Origin of the sequence: Pseudomonas sp. KK18, from assembly GCF_037094675.1 — a bacterium.
In the GTDB taxonomy this organism is placed as follows: domain Bacteria; phylum Pseudomonadota; class Gammaproteobacteria; order Pseudomonadales; family Pseudomonadaceae; genus Aquipseudomonas.
In genome coordinates this window covers 6,554,094-6,570,396 of the sequence record NZ_CP146605.1, presented here as the reverse complement: position 1 = coordinate 6,570,396, position 16,303 = coordinate 6,554,094, and the positions used below count along the sequence as shown (strand labels likewise).

The 16,303-nt window shown below is 61.5% G+C and carries 15 protein-coding genes; 13 read left to right on the top strand and 2 right to left on the bottom strand.

Annotation, left to right across the window (positions count from 1 at the left end; translation table 11 throughout):
• The first annotated feature begins 9 nt into the window (after positions 1-9).
• The 9 genes from V6607_RS29930 (at position 10) to trpE (ending at position 9,819) form a co-directional block, all read left to right on the top strand.
• Positions 10-639: a response regulator transcription factor gene (locus V6607_RS29930; RefSeq protein ID WP_003210977.1), complete on the top strand. Its 630-nt coding sequence runs from the start codon at positions 10-12 to the stop codon at positions 637-639.
• A 226-nt stretch (positions 640-865) separates the two neighbouring features.
• A complete protein-coding gene (locus V6607_RS29925; protein WP_003210974.1) occupies positions 866-1,978 on the top strand; it encodes an ABC transporter ATP-binding protein in 1,113 nt (370 codons plus the stop codon).
• Between the two features lie 43 nt (positions 1,979-2,021).
• Entirely contained in the window at positions 2,022-3,062 is a 1,041-nt protein-coding gene (locus V6607_RS29920) for an ABC transporter substrate-binding protein (protein ID WP_003210973.1), read from the top strand.
• 212 nt (positions 3,063-3,274) lie between these two features.
• Positions 3,275-4,507, top strand: coding sequence for an ABC transporter permease (locus tag V6607_RS29915; RefSeq protein WP_003210972.1), 1,233 nt, complete (start codon positions 3,275-3,277; stop codon positions 4,505-4,507).
• Positions 4,508-4,520: 13 nt separating this feature from the next.
• Positions 4,521-5,345 (top strand): ABC transporter permease, encoded by an 825-nt coding sequence (locus V6607_RS29910; RefSeq protein ID WP_003210970.1) that lies wholly within the window; start codon positions 4,521-4,523, stop codon positions 5,343-5,345.
• A 202-nt stretch (positions 5,346-5,547) separates the two neighbouring features.
• A complete protein-coding gene (locus V6607_RS29905) occupies positions 5,548-6,696 on the top strand; it encodes an iron-containing alcohol dehydrogenase (protein ID WP_134327404.1) in 1,149 nt (382 codons plus the stop codon).
• A gap of 83 nt (positions 6,697-6,779) precedes the next feature.
• On the top strand, positions 6,780-7,454 hold the full coding sequence (gene rpe, locus V6607_RS29900) for a ribulose-phosphate 3-epimerase (RefSeq protein WP_003210966.1): 675 nt from the start codon (positions 6,780-6,782) through the stop codon (positions 7,452-7,454).
• On the top strand, positions 7,451-8,269 hold the full coding sequence (locus V6607_RS29895) for a phosphoglycolate phosphatase (protein WP_003210964.1): 819 nt from the start codon (positions 7,451-7,453) through the stop codon (positions 8,267-8,269). Before rpe ends, V6607_RS29895 begins: the two co-directional genes overlap by 4 nt.
• A 68-nt stretch (positions 8,270-8,337) precedes the next feature.
• Positions 8,338-9,819, top strand: a complete 1,482-nt coding sequence (gene trpE, locus V6607_RS29890; protein WP_003210962.1) for an anthranilate synthase component I — start codon at positions 8,338-8,340, stop codon at positions 9,817-9,819.
• 138 nt (positions 9,820-9,957) lie between these two features.
• On the opposite strand, the gene estP is transcribed toward trpE, so the two are convergent.
• Positions 9,958-11,880: an esterase EstP gene (estP, locus tag V6607_RS29885; RefSeq protein ID WP_102606386.1), complete on the bottom strand. Its 1,923-nt coding sequence runs from the start codon at positions 11,878-11,880 to the stop codon at positions 9,958-9,960.
• Positions 11,881-12,292: 412 nt separating this feature from the next.
• Here estP and V6607_RS29880 point away from each other — a divergent pair, with 412 nt between their 5' ends.
• Genes V6607_RS29880 through V6607_RS29865 form a run of 4 tightly spaced genes read left to right on the top strand, consistent with a single transcriptional unit; the run spans position 12,293 to position 15,476 of the window.
• Positions 12,293-12,886, top strand: coding sequence for an aminodeoxychorismate/anthranilate synthase component II (locus tag V6607_RS29880; protein ID WP_134327403.1), 594 nt, complete (start codon positions 12,293-12,295; stop codon positions 12,884-12,886).
• 9 nt (positions 12,887-12,895) lie between these two features.
• On the top strand, positions 12,896-13,945 hold the full coding sequence (trpD, locus tag V6607_RS29875) for an anthranilate phosphoribosyltransferase (RefSeq protein WP_003210955.1): 1,050 nt from the start codon (positions 12,896-12,898) through the stop codon (positions 13,943-13,945).
• Positions 13,942-14,778, top strand: coding sequence for an indole-3-glycerol phosphate synthase TrpC (gene trpC, locus V6607_RS29870; protein WP_003210953.1), 837 nt, complete (start codon positions 13,942-13,944; stop codon positions 14,776-14,778). Before trpD ends, trpC begins: the two co-directional genes overlap by 4 nt.
• Before the next feature lie 2 nt (positions 14,779-14,780).
• The gene (locus tag V6607_RS29865; protein WP_043226257.1) at positions 14,781-15,476 is read left to right on the top strand and encodes a lipoate--protein ligase family protein; all 696 of its coding nucleotides are present in this window, start codon (positions 14,781-14,783) and stop codon (positions 15,474-15,476) included.
• Here V6607_RS29865 and crp read toward each other — a convergent pair.
• Positions 15,473-16,117, bottom strand: a complete 645-nt coding sequence (gene crp / locus V6607_RS29860) for a cAMP-activated global transcriptional regulator CRP (protein ID WP_003210949.1) — start codon at positions 16,115-16,117, stop codon at positions 15,473-15,475. The two genes, V6607_RS29865 and crp, sit on opposite strands and share 4 nt — an antisense overlap.
• Positions 16,118-16,303 lie beyond the last annotated feature (186 nt).

The window sequence follows — 16,303 nt, the reverse complement described above, 5'->3', positions numbered from 1 at the left end:
ACATCCACAGTGATCCGTGTACTGGTAGCTGAAGACCACACCATCGTTCGCGAAGGCATCAAGCAACTGATCGGCCTGGCCAAGGACCTGCTGGTGGTGGGCGAGGCGAGCAATGGCGAGCAGTTGCTGGAAACCCTGCGCCACGTGCCTTGCGAGGTGGTGTTGCTGGACATCTCGATGCCTGGCGTCAACGGCCTGGAAGCCATCCCGCGGATCCGTGCGCTGAACAATCCCCCGGCGATCCTGGTGCTGTCGATGCACGACGAAGCGCAAATGGCCGCCCGTGCGCTGAAGGTCGGTGCCGCCGGCTATGCCACCAAGGACAGCGACCCGGCGCTGCTGCTGACCGCGATCCGCAAGGTCGCGGCGGGCGGGCGGTACATCGACCCGGACCTGGCCGACCGCATGGTCTTTGAAGTCGGCCTCACCGATTCCCGCCCATTGCACTCGTTGTTGTCGGAGCGCGAGTTCTCGGTATTCGAGCGCCTGGCCCAGGGCGCCAACGTCAACGACATCGCCCAGCAGTTGGCGTTGAGCAGCAAAACCATCAGTACCCACAAGGCGCGCCTGATGCAAAAGCTCAATATCACCTCCCTGGCGGAACTGGTGAAGTACGCCATGGAGCACAAACTCCTATAGCGGCATACCTGTTTGCGACTGCCTGCCGAGCGCCGCGCTGCCCGGTCTTGCTGCTTGTAGCGTGGGGTTTGTAACTGCTCTGTTCTATCCCCGCCATCCGTGTAGGGCAATCCCTACCCCAAACCTTCCATCCTGCTGATGCCAATCTCTCCGGGCCCCCGATTTGCGCGGCCTTGCCCTGGGACTACGCTTGTTCCACGGCAGTCCAAAACAAAAAGGTGCGGGTATGAGCGAGGTGGATTCAAATGATGTGCTGGTCAGCTTTCGTGGCGTGCAGAAGAGCTACGACGGCGAGAACCTGATCGTCAAAGACCTCAACCTGGAGATTCGCAAGGGCGAGTTCCTGACCCTGCTCGGGCCGTCCGGGTCGGGCAAGACCACCAGCCTGATGATGCTCGCCGGTTTTGAAACCCCCACCGCCGGCGAGATCCAGCTGGCCGGCCGCTCCATCAACAATGTGCCGCCCCACAAGCGCGACATCGGCATGGTGTTCCAGAACTACGCGCTGTTCCCGCACATGACCGTCTCCGAGAACCTGGCGTTTCCGCTCTCTGTACGCGGCCTGAGCAAGACCGACATCAGCGAGCGGGTCAAGCGTGTACTGAGCATGGTCCAGCTCGATGCCTTCGCCCAGCGCTACCCGGCGCAACTCTCCGGTGGCCAGCAGCAGCGGGTGGCCCTGGCCCGGGCGCTGGTGTTCGAGCCACAGCTGGTGCTGATGGACGAACCCCTCGGCGCCCTCGACAAGCAACTGCGCGAACACATGCAGATGGAGATCAAGCACCTGCACCAGCGCCTCGGCGTGACGGTGGTGTACGTGACCCACGACCAGGGCGAAGCACTGACCATGTCCGACCGGGTGGCGGTGTTCCATCAGGGCGAGATCCAGCAGATCGCTGCCCCGCGCACCTTGTACGAAGAACCGAAAAACACCTTCGTCGCCAACTTCATCGGCGAGAACAACCGCCTCAATGGCCGCCTGCACAGCCACACCGGCGACCGCTGCGTGGTCGAACTGGCGCGCGGCGAAAAGGTCGAGGCGCTGGCGGTGAACGTCGGCCAGGTCGGCGGCCCGGTGACCCTGTCGGTGCGCCCCGAGCGCGTCAGCCTGAATGGCTCCAGTGAAAGCTGCGTCAACCGATTCTCCGGGCGCGTGGCCGAGTTCATCTACCTGGGCGACCACGTGCGGGTGCGCCTGGAAGTCTGCGGCAAGACCGATTTTTTTGTGAAACAACCGATCGCCGAGCTGGACACAGCCCTGGCGGTCGGCGACGTGGTACCGATTGGCTGGCAAGTCGAGCACGTTCGCGCACTCGACCCACTTCTAGAGGCGAATTGATCGCCCCCTTGCTTCACCAACCTCGCACGTGGAGAGAACAACAATGTTGAGATCCCTGAAATATTCCGCCCTGGCCCTGAGCTTGATGGGCGCGACACAGGCCATGGCAGGCCCTGATTTGACGGTGGTGTCCTTTGGTGGCGCGAACAAGGCGGCGCAGGTCAAGGCCTTCTATGCACCGTGGGAAAGCGCGGGCAACGGCAAGATCGTCGCCGGCGAATACAACGGTGAAATGGCCAAGGTCAAGGCCATGGTCGACACCAAGAGCGTGTCCTGGGACCTGGTGGAAGTGGAGTCGCCGGAACTGTCCCGTGGCTGTGACGAAGACATGTTCGAGCCCCTGGACCCGAAACTGTTCGGCAACCCGGGCGACTACGTGAAGGGCGCGATCCAGCCGTGCGGCGTGGGTTTCTTCGTGTGGTCCACGGTGCTGGCCTACAACGCCGACAAACTGAAAGCACCGCCAGGCGGCTGGGCCGATTTCTGGGACACCAAGAAATTCCCGGGCAAACGCGGCCTGCGCAAGGGCGCCAAGTACACCCTGGAATTCGCCTTGATGGCTGACGGTGTGGCGCCGAAGGATGTGTACAAGGTGCTGGCCGGCAAAGATGGCCAGGACCGTGCGTTCAAGAAGCTCGATGAGCTCAAGCCGTATATCCAGTGGTGGGAAGCGGGCGCCCAACCGCCGCAGTACCTCGCTTCTGGCGACGTGGTGATGAGTTCTGCCTACAACGGCCGGATCGCTGCCGTGCAGAAAGAAAGCAATTTGAAAGTGGTGTGGAACGGCGGGATCTACGATTTCGACGCCTGGGCCATTCCAAAAGGCCTGGCCAAGGACCGTGCTGACGCGGCGAAGAAGTTCATCGCCTTCTCGGTGCAGCCGCAGCAGCAGAAGACCTATTCGGAAAACATCGCCTACGGTCCGGCCAATACGCAAGCCGTACCGTTGCTGGCGAAGGACATCCTGAAAGACATGCCGACTACCCCGGAAAACATCGCCAATCAGGTGCAGATCGACGTGAGCTTCTGGGCGGATAACGGTGAGCAATTGGAGCAGCGCTTCAATTCCTGGGCTGCCAAGTAACCACCGCACCCAGGGTGGATGGGCTTTTTGTGGCGAGGGGGCTTGTCCCCCGTTGGGCTGCGAAGCGGCCCCAAAACCAGCCACCGCGGTCAGTCTAATAAACCACAGTGGCTTTACTGGGGCTGCTGCGCAGCCCAACGGGGGACAAGCCCCCTCGCCACAGGTGTGGGCCTTCACAGGTCTGCATTCTTTTTTACGATCCGGAGTTCGCCATGGCCCTCGCCATTCCCAGCCCCACCCTGAAACAGCGCCTGGCGCGTGCCGAGCGGCTCAACCGCTGGAAGGCCCAGGCCCTGATCGCGCCATTGGTGGTGTTTTTGCTGCTGGTGTTCCTGGTACCGATTGTGGCGCTGCTCTACAAAAGCGTCGGCAACCCGGAAGTGGTGGGCGGCCTGCCGCGCACGGTGGTGGCGGTGACGGCCTGGGACGGTCGTGGCTTGCCGGGCGAGCCGGTGTATCAAGCCATCAGCGAGGACCTGGGCGAAGCCCGGAAAAACTCGACCCTGGGCGACCTCTCCAAACGCTTGAACATGGAGCTGGCGGGCTATCGCAGCCTGCTGACGAAAACCGCGCGGGCGCTGCCGTTCACCGAAGCGCCTGCCTCCTATAAAGAAGCGCTGGAAAACCTCGACGAACGCTGGGGCGACCCGGCGTACTGGCAGGCGATCCGGCGCAACACCAGCAGCCTCACGCCATACTACTTGCTGGCCGCCGTCGATCACCGCATCGACGACCTCGGCGAAATCGCCCCGGCCACCCCGGACCAGGCGATCTACCTCGATATCTTCGCCCGTACGTTCTGGATGGGCCTGGTCATCACCGTGTGCTGCCTGCTGCTGGCCTATCCGTTGGCTTACCTGCTGGCCAACTTGCCGGCGCGGCAAAGCAATTTGCTGATGATCCTGGTGCTGCTGCCGTTCTGGACCTCGGTGCTGGTGCGCGTGGCGGCCTGGATCGTGTTGCTGCAGTCCGGCGGCTTGATCAACAGCGCGCTGATGGGCATGGGGCTGATCGATAAACCCGTCGAGTTGGTGTTCAACCGGCTGGGGGTCTACATCTCCATGGTGCACATCCTGCTGCCCTTCATGATCTTGCCGATCTACAGCGTGATGAAAGGCATCTCTCCCACCTACATGCGGGCGGCAATCTCCCTGGGCTGCCACCCATTCGCCAGCTTCTGGCGCGTGTACTTCCCGCAGACCTACGCAGGCGTTGGTGCCGGCTGCTTGTTGGTGTTCATTTTGGCGATCGGCTACTACATCACCCCGGCCTTGCTGGGCAGCCCGAACGACCAGATGGTCAGCTACTTCGTGGCCTTCTACACCAACACCAGCATCAACTGGGGCATGGCCACGGCCTTGGGCGGCTTGTTGCTGCTGGCCACCGTGGTGCTGTACCTGATCTACAACTGGCTGGTGGGCGCCAGCCGCCTGCGCCTGAGCTAAGGAGACCGTTGCGATGCTGAGCCCTTATATGTCGCCCGTGGAACGGGTCTGGTTCTACAGCTTGCGGATCCTCTGCGGCCTGATCCTGTTGTTCCTGATCTTGCCGGTGCTGGTGATCATCCCGCTGTCGTTCAACAGTGGAAGTTTCCTGGTTTACCCGCTGCAAGGTTTCTCGCTGCACTGGTACCAGGATTTCTTCGGCTCGGCGGAATGGATGCGCGCCCTGAAGAACAGCATCATCGTGGCTCCGGCGGCTACAGTGCTGGCGATGGTGTTCGGCACGCTGGCGGCGATTGGCCTGACCCGGGGGCACTTTCCCGGCAAGGCGCTGGTGATGGCCCTGGTGATTTCGCCGATGGTAGTGCCCGTGGTGATTATCGGTGTGGCCAGTTACCTGTTCTTCGCGCCGCTGGGCCTGGGCAACAGCTTCTTCTCGCTGATCGTGGTGCACGCGGTACTGGGCGTGCCGTTTGTGATCATCACCGTGTCGGCGACCTTGCAGGGGTTCAACCATAACCTGGTGCGGGCGGCGGCCAGCCTGGGCGCGTCACCGCTGACGGCGTTTCGTCGGGTGACCTTGCCGTTGATTGCCCCGGGGGTGATCTCCGGGGCGCTGTTCGCCTTTGCCACCTCGTTCGATGAAGTGGTAGTGACGCTGTTCCTCGCCGGGCCCGAGCAGGCAACCTTGCCACGGCAGATGTTCAGCGGCATCCGTGAAAATCTCAGCCCTACCATTGCCGCCGCAGCGACCTTGTTGATCGCGTTCTCGGTGGTGTTGTTGCTGACCCTGGAATGGCTGCGCGGGCGCAGCGAGAAACTGCGTACGGCCCAGGTCTAAAGCCAAACAGAGATCAAAATGTGGGAGCGGGCTTGCTCGCGAAGGCGGTGTGTCAGTCAACAGAGATATCGACTGGCCTACCGCCTTAGCGAGCAAGCCCGCTCCCACATTGGGTTTGTGTCTATTCAGTAGCTGAATGCAAGACAACCAGCCCAAGTCAGCTAATCTTGTGCCAGCCCATAACTGATAAGAGGCCGCGCACATGAGTACTTCCTCATTCAAGATCGCCCACAAACTGCTCACCGGCCCAGGCGCCATCGAGCAACTGGCCGCCGAGCTGACGCGGCTGGATGTCGACAACCCGCTGATTGTCACCGATGCGGCACTGGTCAAATCCGGCACCGTGGCGCTGGCGCTGGAACACCTGGGCGAACGGACCTACGAGATTTTCGACCGCGTGCTGCCCGACCCGGAAATCGCCATCGTCGAGGACTGCATGCGCGTCTACCGCGAAGGCGGGCATGACGGCCTGATCGGCGTCGGCGGCGGCAGTGCCATCGACATCGCCAAGAGCGTGGCGGCCTACGCCGGTTACCACGGCGCCCTGGCCGACCTGTTCGGCGTGGACCAGGTGCCGCGCAAAGGCCCGCCGCTGATCGCGATTCCCACCACCGCCGGCACCGGTTCGGAGGTGACCAACGTGGCGATTCTGTCGGACAAGGTCGCGCAACTGAAAAAAGGCATCGTCAGTGATTACCTGCTGCCGGACGTGGCCCTGATCAGCCCGCAGATGACCCTGACTTGCCCCCGCAGCGTCACCGCCACCAGTGGGGTGGACGCATTGGTGCACGCCATCGAATCCTACCTGTCGCTGAATGCCTCGCCGATCACCGATGCGCTGGCCATCGGGGCGATCAAACTGATCGCCAAGGCGTTGCCCAAGGCCTACGCCAACCCCGCCAACCTTGAGGCCCGGGACGACATGGCCACCGCCAGCCTGATGGCCGGGATGGCGTTCGGGAATGCCGGCGTGGGCGCGGTGCATGCGTTGGCCTACCCGTTGGGCGGGCGTTTCAACATCGCCCACGGCGTAAGCAACGCCTTGCTGCTGCCCTACGTGATGCACTGGAACAAGCTGGCGTGTGTGGAGCGCATGCAGGAGATAGCCGAGGCCATGGGCGTGAATATCACGGGGTTGAGTGCGGTGGATGCCGCCGACCAGGCCGTCGATGCGATGACGCGACTGTGTGCCGCAGTCGAGATTCCGTCCGGCCTGCGCAGCTTCGGTGTGCCTGAAGACGCGATCCCGGCCATGGCGGTAGAAGCGGCGGGGATCGAGCGGCTGATGCGCAACAATCCGCGCAAGCTCAGCGCCGCTGATATCGAGAAAATCTACCGGGCAGCTTATTAACCATTGAGCGAGGTCACGGTGCGCGCGGCAAAGCATGAGGTATACAATGCGCGCCATCGTGATTTAGCTCAAAAAGGTGCGTCATGCAGCCCTTCGTCATTGCTCCATCGATTCTCTCCGCCGACTTCGCCCGCCTGGGCGAGGAAGTGGACAAGGTGTTGGCCGCCGGTGCCGACTTCGTTCACTTCGATGTCATGGACAACCACTATGTGCCGAACCTGACCATTGGTCCGATGGTCTGCGCCGCCCTGCGTAAATACGGCGTGACCGCGCCTATCGATGCGCACTTGATGGTCAGCCCGGTGGACCGCATCGTCGGTGACTTCATCGAAGCCGGCGCGACCTACATCACCTTCCACCCGGAAGCCACGTTGCACGTGGACCGCACCCTGCAACTGATCCGCGAGGGCGGTTGCAAGGCGGGCCTGGTGTTCAACCCGGCCACGCCGCTGAGCGTGCTTGAGTACGTGATGGACAAAGTCGACATGGTGTTGCTGATGAGCGTCAACCCGGGCTTCGGCGGGCAGAAGTTCATCCCCGGCACCCTCAACAAGCTGCGTGAAGCGCGGGCGCTGATCGATGCGTCGGGCCGTGATATCCGCCTGGAGATCGACGGTGGCGTCAACGTCAACAACATCCGCGAAATCGCCGCGGCCGGTGCCGACACCTTTGTGGCCGGTTCGGCAATCTTCAATGCCCCGGACTATCAGGAAGTGATCGCCAAGATGCGTGCAGAACTGGCGCTGGCGCGTCCATGAGTGGCTTTGAGCAACTGTTCCCCGGCAAACTGCCACGGCTGGTGATGTTCGATCTGGACGGTACGTTGATCGATTCAGTGCCGGACCTGGCCGCGGCGGTGGACCAGATGCTGCTCAAGCTGGGGCGCAAGCCGGCGGGTATCGAGTCGGTGCGCGAGTGGGTCGGCAATGGCGCGCAGATGCTGGTGCGTCGGGCCTTGGCCAACAACATCGAGGCCGAGGGTGTCGATGATGTGGAAGCCGAGCATGCGCTTGAGCTGTTCAACGTGGCCTACGAAAACGGCCACGAACTGACCGTGGTTTATCCCGGCGTGCGCGACACCCTGAAATGGCTGCACAAGCAGGGCGTGGAAATGGCCCTGATCACCAACAAGCCGGAGCGTTTCGTCGCACCGCTGTTGGACCAGATGAAGATCGGCCGGTATTTCCGCTGGATCATCGGCGGCGATACCTTGCCGCAGAAGAAGCCCGACCCGGCCGCGCTGTTCTTCGTGATGAAAATGGCCAATATCCCGGCGTCCCAATCGCTGTTTGTCGGCGATTCGCGCAGTGATGTGCTGGCGGCGAAAGCGGCGGGGGTCAAGTGTGTGGCCTTGAGTTACGGCTACAACCATGGCCGGCCGATTGCCGAAGAATCCCCGGCGCTGGTGATTGATGACCTGCGCCTGTTAATCCCCGGTTGCTTGGGAACGGGCGCTGAGATAACGTTGCCCGACGCTGTTCCATCCCCTTCTGGAAATCCCATCGTGGTGGTCACTCGCAAACTCTGGATGAAAGTCATCAAGGCCCTGGCCCGCTGGCGTTGGCGCGCCTGACTGATCCTCGCCGCGCTGCGGCACGTTTGCACACCTGACCGTTAGACCCTCAAGCCACGAGGCACCTCATGATCCGCGAAGAATTCCTGCGTTTGGCCGCTGCCGGCTACAACCGTATCCCCATGGCCTGCGAAACCCTGGCCGACTTCGACACCCCGCTGTCGATCTACCTGAAACTGGCCGACGAGCCCAACTCCTATCTGCTGGAGTCGGTGCAGGGCGGCGAGAAGTGGGGCCGTTATTCGATCATCGGCCTGCCGTGCCGCACGGTGCTGCGGGTACATGATCACCATGTGAGCATCACCCTGGACGGCGTCGAGATCGAAAGCCATGACGTGGAAGACCCGCTGGCCTTCGTCGAGGAATTCAAGGCGCGCTACAACGTGCCGACCATCGCCGGTCTGCCGCGCTTCAACGGCGGCCTGGTGGGTTACTTCGGCTACGACTGCGTGCGCTACGTGGAAAAACGCCTGGGCAAATCCCCGAACCCCGATCCGTTGGGCGTGCCGGACATTCTGCTGATGGTTTCCGACGCGGTGGTGGTGTTCGACAACCTCGCGGGCAAGATGCACGCGATCGTGTTGGCCGATCCTTCCCAGGCCGATGCGTTCGAGCAAGGCCAGGCGAGCCTGGAAGCGCTGCTGGAAAAACTGCGCCAGCCGATCACCCCGCGTCGCGGCCTGGACCTCAGCCGTCCACCGGCGGCTGACCCGGTGTTCCGCTCCAGCTTTACCCAGGATGACTACGAGCGTGCGGTCGATACCATCAAGGAATACATCCTTGCCGGTGACTGCATGCAGGTGGTGCCGTCGCAACGCATGTCCATCGACTTCAAGGCCGCGCCGATTGATTTGTACCGGGCGCTGCGCTGTTTCAACCCGACGCCGTACATGTACTTCTTCAACTTTGGCGACTTCCACGTCGTGGGCAGTTCGCCGGAAGTGCTGGTGCGGGTCGAAGACAACCTGATCACCGTACGCCCGATTGCCGGCACGCGCCCTCGCGGTGCGACCGAAGAGGCGGACCTGGCGCTGGAACAGGACCTGTTGAGCGACGACAAGGAAATCGCCGAGCACTTGATGCTGATCGACCTGGGCCGCAATGACACCGGGCGTGTCTCGGAAATCGGTTCGGTGAAACTCACCGAGAAGATGGTGATCGAGCGTTACTCCAACGTGATGCACATCGTGTCCAACGTCACCGGCGAGCTGAAGGCCGGGTTGACGGCGATGGATGCACTGCGGGCGATCCTGCCGGCGGGCACCTTGTCCGGCGCACCGAAGATTCGCGCGATGGAAATCATCGACGAACTGGAGCCGGTGAAGCGGGGTGTGTATGGCGGCGCGGTGGGGTATTTCGCCTGGAACGGCAATATGGACACTGCGATCGCGATCCGTACGGCGGTGATCAAGGACGGCGAACTGCATGTGCAGGCGGGCGGCGGGATCGTGGCCGACTCGGTACCGGCCCTGGAATGGGAAGAGACGCTGAACAAGCGCCGGGCGATGTTCCGCGCGGTGGCGTTGGCTGAGCAGACCCCGCAGGACTGAAGTCAGACGTAGATCAAAAATGTGGGAGCGGGCTTGCTCGCGAAGGCGGTGTATCAGTCGATATATAAGGCGACTGTCGCACCGCTTTCGCGAGCAAGCCCGCTCCCACATTTGGTATTTGTCAGTTTCAAGTCCGAGTCAGAAATCCAGACTCACCCCGACACTCAGCCCTTGCTGGGTAAAGTTGTCATCCTTTCTCACGTTATAGGCCGCGTTCAACGCCAGGTCCTTGGTCACCTTGTGGGTAATCCCCAGGTTCAAGCGATCCGAATTGCTGCGTGGCGTGTAGCCGTCCAGTTTGAAATCAATCCCCGGCACGCTGTTGAGGGACATGCCCACTCGCTGCGTATCGTTTTCAAACTCGTGCTCGTGGGCCACTTCGCCAAACACCAGGGTTTGCGGGGTGAAGCGGTAGTTGGCTTGTAATCCGATTCCCAAACGCTTGGAGTCGCGCTGTTGGTCATCAAAGGTCAGCGCGGTGGAACGGGCATCTTTCTCCGAATAACCATTCACCTCGACCCGCGAATAGTCAGCGCTGATAAAGGGTGAGAAGTGCCATTCGCTGTTCGGCTCGGCGATGTCATACCCAACCCGTGCGCTCAATGCCCATAGCCAGCCGTCGGTGTCGCCTTTCTCGGTGCCTTCGCTGATGCCCAGGGCGAACTTGCGCTTGAGGTTGTCGAAGTCCAGTTTGCCGCCGGTCAATGCGGCGTCGGCCCACCAGTGATCTTCCTGATATTGGGCGAACGCGGTGCCCAGGTAGCTGTTGAGCTTGTAGTCCGAATCGCTGGCGCCGGCCTCAAGACTCTGGCGATAGAAGCCTGCTGCCACACCCACGCGCCACTCGTCATTGACCCTGTAGCTGCCACCGATGTTCAGGTTATAGCCGCTGCCGTCACCGCTGGCCGAGCTGTTCTGATCATCGAAGTCCAGGTGCTGGCCGCCAGCGTCGACGATCGCCCGCCATTGGCCCACGGCCTGCCAGCTACGGGAGTCGGCTTGCCATTGGTTGCGCAATGAATCCTGATGGGCGCGCAAGGTGCCTTGGGCCATTTCCGGAAGCAGGGTGATTTCCCAGGGGGCTGCCAGCAGCGAATACGCGTAGTCGGCGATCAGTACCTGGCCGGCCTCGGTCGGGTGCACGGTGTCGTTGTAAATCAGCTTGGTCGGGTCCGGATTGGTGCCGCCGACGCCATACACCGGATTCCTGCAGGTGGTGCCGCTGAAGCACGTCTGGTTGAGGTTCTGGTCGGTGGCAAAACCAAAACGCCCGGGATCGGCAAAGGTTTCCTTGAGCAGCAACGGAATGTTCAGCGGGATGATCTGCGCATCGATTTGCGACAGGCGCTGTACCAGGGTCTGGTTGAACGCGCCGGCCAGGGTGCTGACGGCCCCTTGGAGCGGGGTGCCATTGACGGCAGGTGTCAGGCCCAGGTCCGGCAGCATCCATACCATTACATAACGGGCGCCAGCCTGTTGCAGCGCCTGGGCGCTGTCGGCCAGGCGCCCGGCTGCGGCCGAGGCCTGGTCGGGGCTGAGGACCAGGCCGTCGAGGAAGTCATTGCCGCCGCCGGAGAGAAAGTACAACGCGTTGGGGTCGGCTCGGCCCCCCGTTGATGCCAGGTATCCGGGACGTGTACGCAATACCTGCCCGGTGTCGCTGTCGGTGACGGTGGAGTTACCGGTGATGGCATCGTAGATCTGTTGGGTGGTGTAGCCGCCGACGGCCCAGTTATTGCCGTCTGGCTGGCCCAGCGCGGCGCGCTCCGGCGAGGTCGAGGCATTCAGGTCGCCCGGGGCAACCCCCAGCTTGCCGCCCAATAACGTCGAGGAGATCAGCGATGTGCTTTCGCCGCTGCCGTCGAAGTATTGCGGGCCGGTGCGGTTGGTGAAGCGATAGGTTGAGCCCGGTGCGCCAGGGTCGGCAAATGTACCGGCGTCGGCCAGGCTGTCACCGAAAACGACCATCGTCGAATAAGGCGAGGGCGCGGCGAAGGCTTGCGAGCATGCCAGCGCCAAGAGGCAGCCGACGATGGGGGTGAAATAGGGCATCTTGGTCATGAGTCCGTCCATGATTTTGTTTTTTTGTCAGCACTGTGACTGTAGCGCCCTTGGAAGGGTTCTGAAAAGTTTGACGCCAATTATCAGTCGGGCAGTTTCCCCCGTATTTGCGGCTCGATATTGCACCGTTGGCGAGGCTACGTTACTGTGCCTGAACGTATGAATGAGACCCTCCCCGTGTTGATCATCAGCAAACTCTTGATGCGAGTAGTCAAGGCACACGCCCGTTGGCGTTGGCGCGCCTAACTTTTCTCTACCGGCCCCGCCGGACCTGTACCGATTTGCCTTCTTCACCCTCTGTTAAACGCCCCTTGCCGGCCAACCCCGGCAACCGGAAAGTGCGTCTGGCAGCGGGTCACTCCCTTGGAAGGCCGTCATTAGAAGTCAGTGAATTCAAGAGGTTTTAACCCACATGTTGCTGATGATTGATAACTACGACTCCTTTACCTACAACGTTGTGCAGTACCTGGGCGAGCTCGGCGCCGAGGTCAAGGTGGTGCGCAACGACGAATTGACCGTGGCCCAGATCGCCGCGTTGAACCCTGAACGCATCGTCGTCTCCCCAGGCCCATGTACGCCGACCGAAGCGGGCATCTCCCTCGAAGCCATCCAATACTTTGCCGGCAAGCTGCCGATCCTGGGCGTGTGCCTGGGCCATCAGTCCATCGGCCAGGCCTTCGGTGGCGACGTCGTCCGCGCCCGCCAGGTAATGCACGGCAAGACCAGCCCGGTATTTCACAAGCACCAGGGCGTATTCCAGGGTTTGAACCTGCCGGTAACGGTAACCCGCTACCACTCGCTGGTGGTCAAGCGTGAAACCCTGCCCGAGTGCCTTGAGCTGACGGCCTGGACCCAGCTGGAAGATGGCTCGGTCGACGAGATCATGGGCCTGCGTCACAAGACACTGAACGTCGAAGGGGTGCAATTTCACCCGGAATCGATTTTGACCGAGCAGGGCTTCGAGCTGTTCGCTAACTTTCTCAAGCAGAGCGGCGGCACGCGCTAAGGACTTTTCATGGATATCAAGACTGCCCTGAGCCGTATCGTCGGCCATCTGGACCTGAGCACCGCTGAAATGAGCGATGTGATGCGCGAGATCATGACCGGTCAATGCACCGACGCGCAGATCGGCGCGTTCATGATGGCCATGCGCATGAAGAGCGAGAGCATCGACGAAATCGTCGGCGCTGTGTCGGTCATGCGTGAGCTGGCCGACAAGGTTGAACTCAAGACCCTCGACGGCGTGGTCGACGTGGTCGGCACCGGCGGCGACGGTGCGAACATTTTCAACGTGTCGACGGCTTCTTCCTTTGTGGTGGCCGCTGCCGGCTGCACCGTGGCCAAGCATGGTAACCGCGCGGTGTCGGGTAAAAGCGGCAGCGCCGATTTGCTGGAAGCAGCAGGTATCTACCTGAACCTGACCCCGGTACAAGTGGCGCGCTGCATCGATCATGTCGGTATCGGCTTCATGTTTGCCCAGTCCCATCACGGCGCGATGAAACACGCCGCCGGCCCGCGCAAGGACTTGGGCCTGCGTACCCTGTTCAACATGCTCGGCCCGCTTACGAATCCGGCCGGTGTGAAGCATCAGGTAGTGGGCGTGTTCAGCCAGGCGCTGTGCCGGCCATTGGCTGAAGTCCTGCAGCGCCTGGGCAGCAAGCACGTGCTGGTGGTGCACTCCAAGGATGGCCTCGACGAGTTCAGCCTGGCGGCACCGACCTTCGTGGCGGAGTTGAAGAACGACCAGGTCACCGAGTATTGGGTCGAGCCAGAAGACCTCGGCATGAAAAGCCAGAGCCTGCACGGCCTGGCCGTAGAAAGCCCGGCCGCCTCCCTTGAACTGATTCGCGATGCCCTGGGACGCCGCAAGACCGAAAACGGCCAGAAAGCCGCAGAAATGATTGTGCTCAACGCCGGTGCGGCGCTGTACGCCGCGGATCACGCCTACAGTCTTAAAGAGGGTGTTGCCCTCGCTCATGATGCATTGCATACCGGGCTGGCGCGCGAAAAGCTCGAAGAACTGGGTGCGTTTACTGCGGTGTTCAAAGTGGAGAATGAAGGATGAGTGTTCCGACCGTTCTGGAAAAAATCCTGGCCCGCAAGGCAGAAGAAGTCGCCGAGCGCCGTGCCCGGGTCAGCCTGGCTGAGCTGGAAGGCCTGGCGAAAACCGCCGATGCACCGCGTGGGTTCGCCAATGCGCTGATCAAGCAGGCCAAGGAAAAACAGCCGGCCGTTATCGCTGAAATCAAGAAGGCTTCGCCGAGCAAGGGCGTGATTCGCGAGATCTTCATCCCTGAAGACATCGCCAAAAGCTACGAGAAGGGCGGCGCGACGTGCCTCTCGGTGTTGACCGATATCGACTATTTCCAGGGTGCCGACCTGTACCTGCAGCAAGCGCGTGCGGCGTGTTCGCTGCCGGTGATCCGCAAGGATTTCATGGTCGACCCGTACCAGATCGTCGAAGCCCGTGCCTTGGGCGCCGATTGCGTGCTGTTGATCGTCTCCGCACTGGATGACGTGAAAATGGCTGAACTGGCGGCCGTGGCCAAGAGCGTCGGCCTCGACGTGCTGGTGGAAGTGCACGACGGTGATGAACTGGAACGCGCGCTGAAAACCCTCGACACACCGTTGGTGGGCGTCAACAACCGCAACCTGCACACCTTCGAAGTCAGCCTGGAAAACACCCTCGACCTGTTGCCGCGCATCCCGCGCGACCGGTTGGTGATCACCGAAAGCGGCATCGTCAATCGCGCCGATGTGGAACTGATGGAAATCAGCGGCGTGTACTCGTTCCTCGTCGGCGAAACCTTCATGCGTGCCGAGAACCCGGGGGCTGAATTGCAGCGCCTGTTCTTCCCGGAGCGTGGCGTTGCCGTCAGTGGCTCGACCCTGGATTGATCATGACCCAGCCGGTGGCGATGACGGTCGAGGCAGGCCTTAAGGCCGAGCAGGATTTGCTCGCCGCGGTCTGTGCCGGCGAGCAACCGTTCGGCCTGCTGTTCTGGCAGCCCAGCGATCAGGCGTTGGTGATGCCTCGTCGTTTGAGCCGCCTTCCGGCATTCGAGACCGCCAGCCAGGTGTCGGCAGATGCCGGTTGGCCGGTGCTGCTGCGGGAAACGGGCGGCGAGCCGGTTCCGCAATCGGCAGCCACGGTCAATATCGCGTTGGTCTACGCGCCACCACGCAGTGAAGGTGACCAGGGCCGTATCGAAACCGGCTACCAGCGTCTGTGCCAGCCGATTTGCGACCTGCTGACCGAGTTGGGTGGCAACGCGTCGGTGGGCGAGATCGACGGTGCGTTTTGCGACGGTCGCTACAACGTCAACCTTGATGGTCGCAAAATGGTCGGTACCGCCCAGCGCTGGCGCCAGAGTGGCGGGCGCCCGGTGGGGTTGGTGCATGGTGCGTTGCTGCTGGATGACGATCGCGTCGAGTTGATCGCCGCGGTCAATCGCTTCAATGAAGCATGCGGCCTGGAACAACGGGTGCGCGCCGAAAGCCACATCGCCCTGCACGAAGCCTTTGCGGCGCCAGATGCGATTGCCCGGCTTGATACTTTGTACCGTCAGATGCTTGCGAGTTTCCTGCCGGTTTAACGCGTACCGAAGACCACCATGGTCTTGCCTTTGACATGCACCAGGTTGCGTTCCTCCAGGTCCTTGAGCACACGGCCAACCATTTCCCTTGAGCAACCGACGATCCGCCCGATTTCCTGGCGGGTGATCTTGATCTGCATCCCGTCGGGATGGGTCATGGCGTCCGGTTGCTTGCACAACTCCAGCAGGCAGCGGGCAACCCGGCCGGTGACGTCGAAGAACGCCAGGTCGCCGACTTTGCGCGTGGTGTCTCTCAGGCGCTGTGCGATCTGGCCGCTCAGGGCGTACAGAATGTCGGGATCCTGCTGGGCCAGTTCGCGAAATTTCGTATAGCTGATCTCGGCGACTTCGCATTCGACCTTGGCCCGCACCCAGGCACTGCGTTGCTGTTCCTTGCCGGCTTGTTCGAAAAGCCCGAGTTCACCGAAGAAATCACCGGTATTGAGGTAGGCGATGATCATTTCGCGACCATCGTCATCCTCGATCAGGATGGTGACCGAGCCTTTGATAATGAAGAACAGGGATTCCGAGCGCTCGCCCGCGCAGATGATGTTGTGCTTGGCCGGATGACGCCGGCGCTGACAATGCATCAGCAGTTTGTCGAGGTTCTTGATTTTGGGTGTGGGAGTAATAGCAACCATGGTTGTATCCCGAAAAGACTGCACGGTGTTGGTGAGCTTGTTTTTTTATCCAGCGCGATCAACGGCTAAGCTACATCATCCAATGGATGGCAATGCGCCATTGATTTGGCGCCAGCTTAACAGACACATTCTGACTTCATTAGGGAATTTACCCAGCAAACCCTGCTGTTGATCGCTTTCATGGGA

Bases quoted from the DNA above. Each gene is read 5' to 3' on its own strand.
- V6607_RS29925 (WP_003210974.1), top strand. From the start codon at position 866: ATGAGCGAGGTGGATTCAAATGATGTGCTGGTCAGCTTTCGTGGCGTG.
- V6607_RS29920 (WP_003210973.1), top strand. From the start codon at position 2,022: ATGTTGAGATCCCTGAAATATTCCGCCCTGGCCCTGAGCTTGATGGGC.
- V6607_RS29915 (WP_003210972.1), top strand. From the start codon at position 3,275: ATGGCCCTCGCCATTCCCAGCCCCACCCTGAAACAGCGCCTGGCGCGT.
- V6607_RS29910 (WP_003210970.1), top strand. From the start codon at position 4,521: ATGCTGAGCCCTTATATGTCGCCCGTGGAACGGGTCTGGTTCTACAGC.
- V6607_RS29905 (WP_134327404.1), top strand. From the start codon at position 5,548: ATGAGTACTTCCTCATTCAAGATCGCCCACAAACTGCTCACCGGCCCA.
- rpe (WP_003210966.1), top strand. From the start codon at position 6,780: ATGCAGCCCTTCGTCATTGCTCCATCGATTCTCTCCGCCGACTTCGCC.
- V6607_RS29895 (WP_003210964.1), top strand. From the start codon at position 7,451: ATGAGTGGCTTTGAGCAACTGTTCCCCGGCAAACTGCCACGGCTGGTG.
- trpE (WP_003210962.1), top strand. From the start codon at position 8,338: ATGATCCGCGAAGAATTCCTGCGTTTGGCCGCTGCCGGCTACAACCGT.
- estP (WP_102606386.1), bottom strand. From the start codon at position 11,880: ATGACCAAGATGCCCTATTTCACCCCCATCGTCGGCTGCCTCTTGGCG.
- V6607_RS29880 (WP_134327403.1), top strand. From the start codon at position 12,293: ATGTTGCTGATGATTGATAACTACGACTCCTTTACCTACAACGTTGTG.
- trpD (WP_003210955.1), top strand. From the start codon at position 12,896: ATGGATATCAAGACTGCCCTGAGCCGTATCGTCGGCCATCTGGACCTG.
- trpC (WP_003210953.1), top strand. From the start codon at position 13,942: ATGAGTGTTCCGACCGTTCTGGAAAAAATCCTGGCCCGCAAGGCAGAA.
- V6607_RS29865 (WP_043226257.1), top strand. From the start codon at position 14,781: ATGACCCAGCCGGTGGCGATGACGGTCGAGGCAGGCCTTAAGGCCGAG.
- crp (WP_003210949.1), bottom strand. From the start codon at position 16,117: ATGGTTGCTATTACTCCCACACCCAAAATCAAGAACCTCGACAAACTG.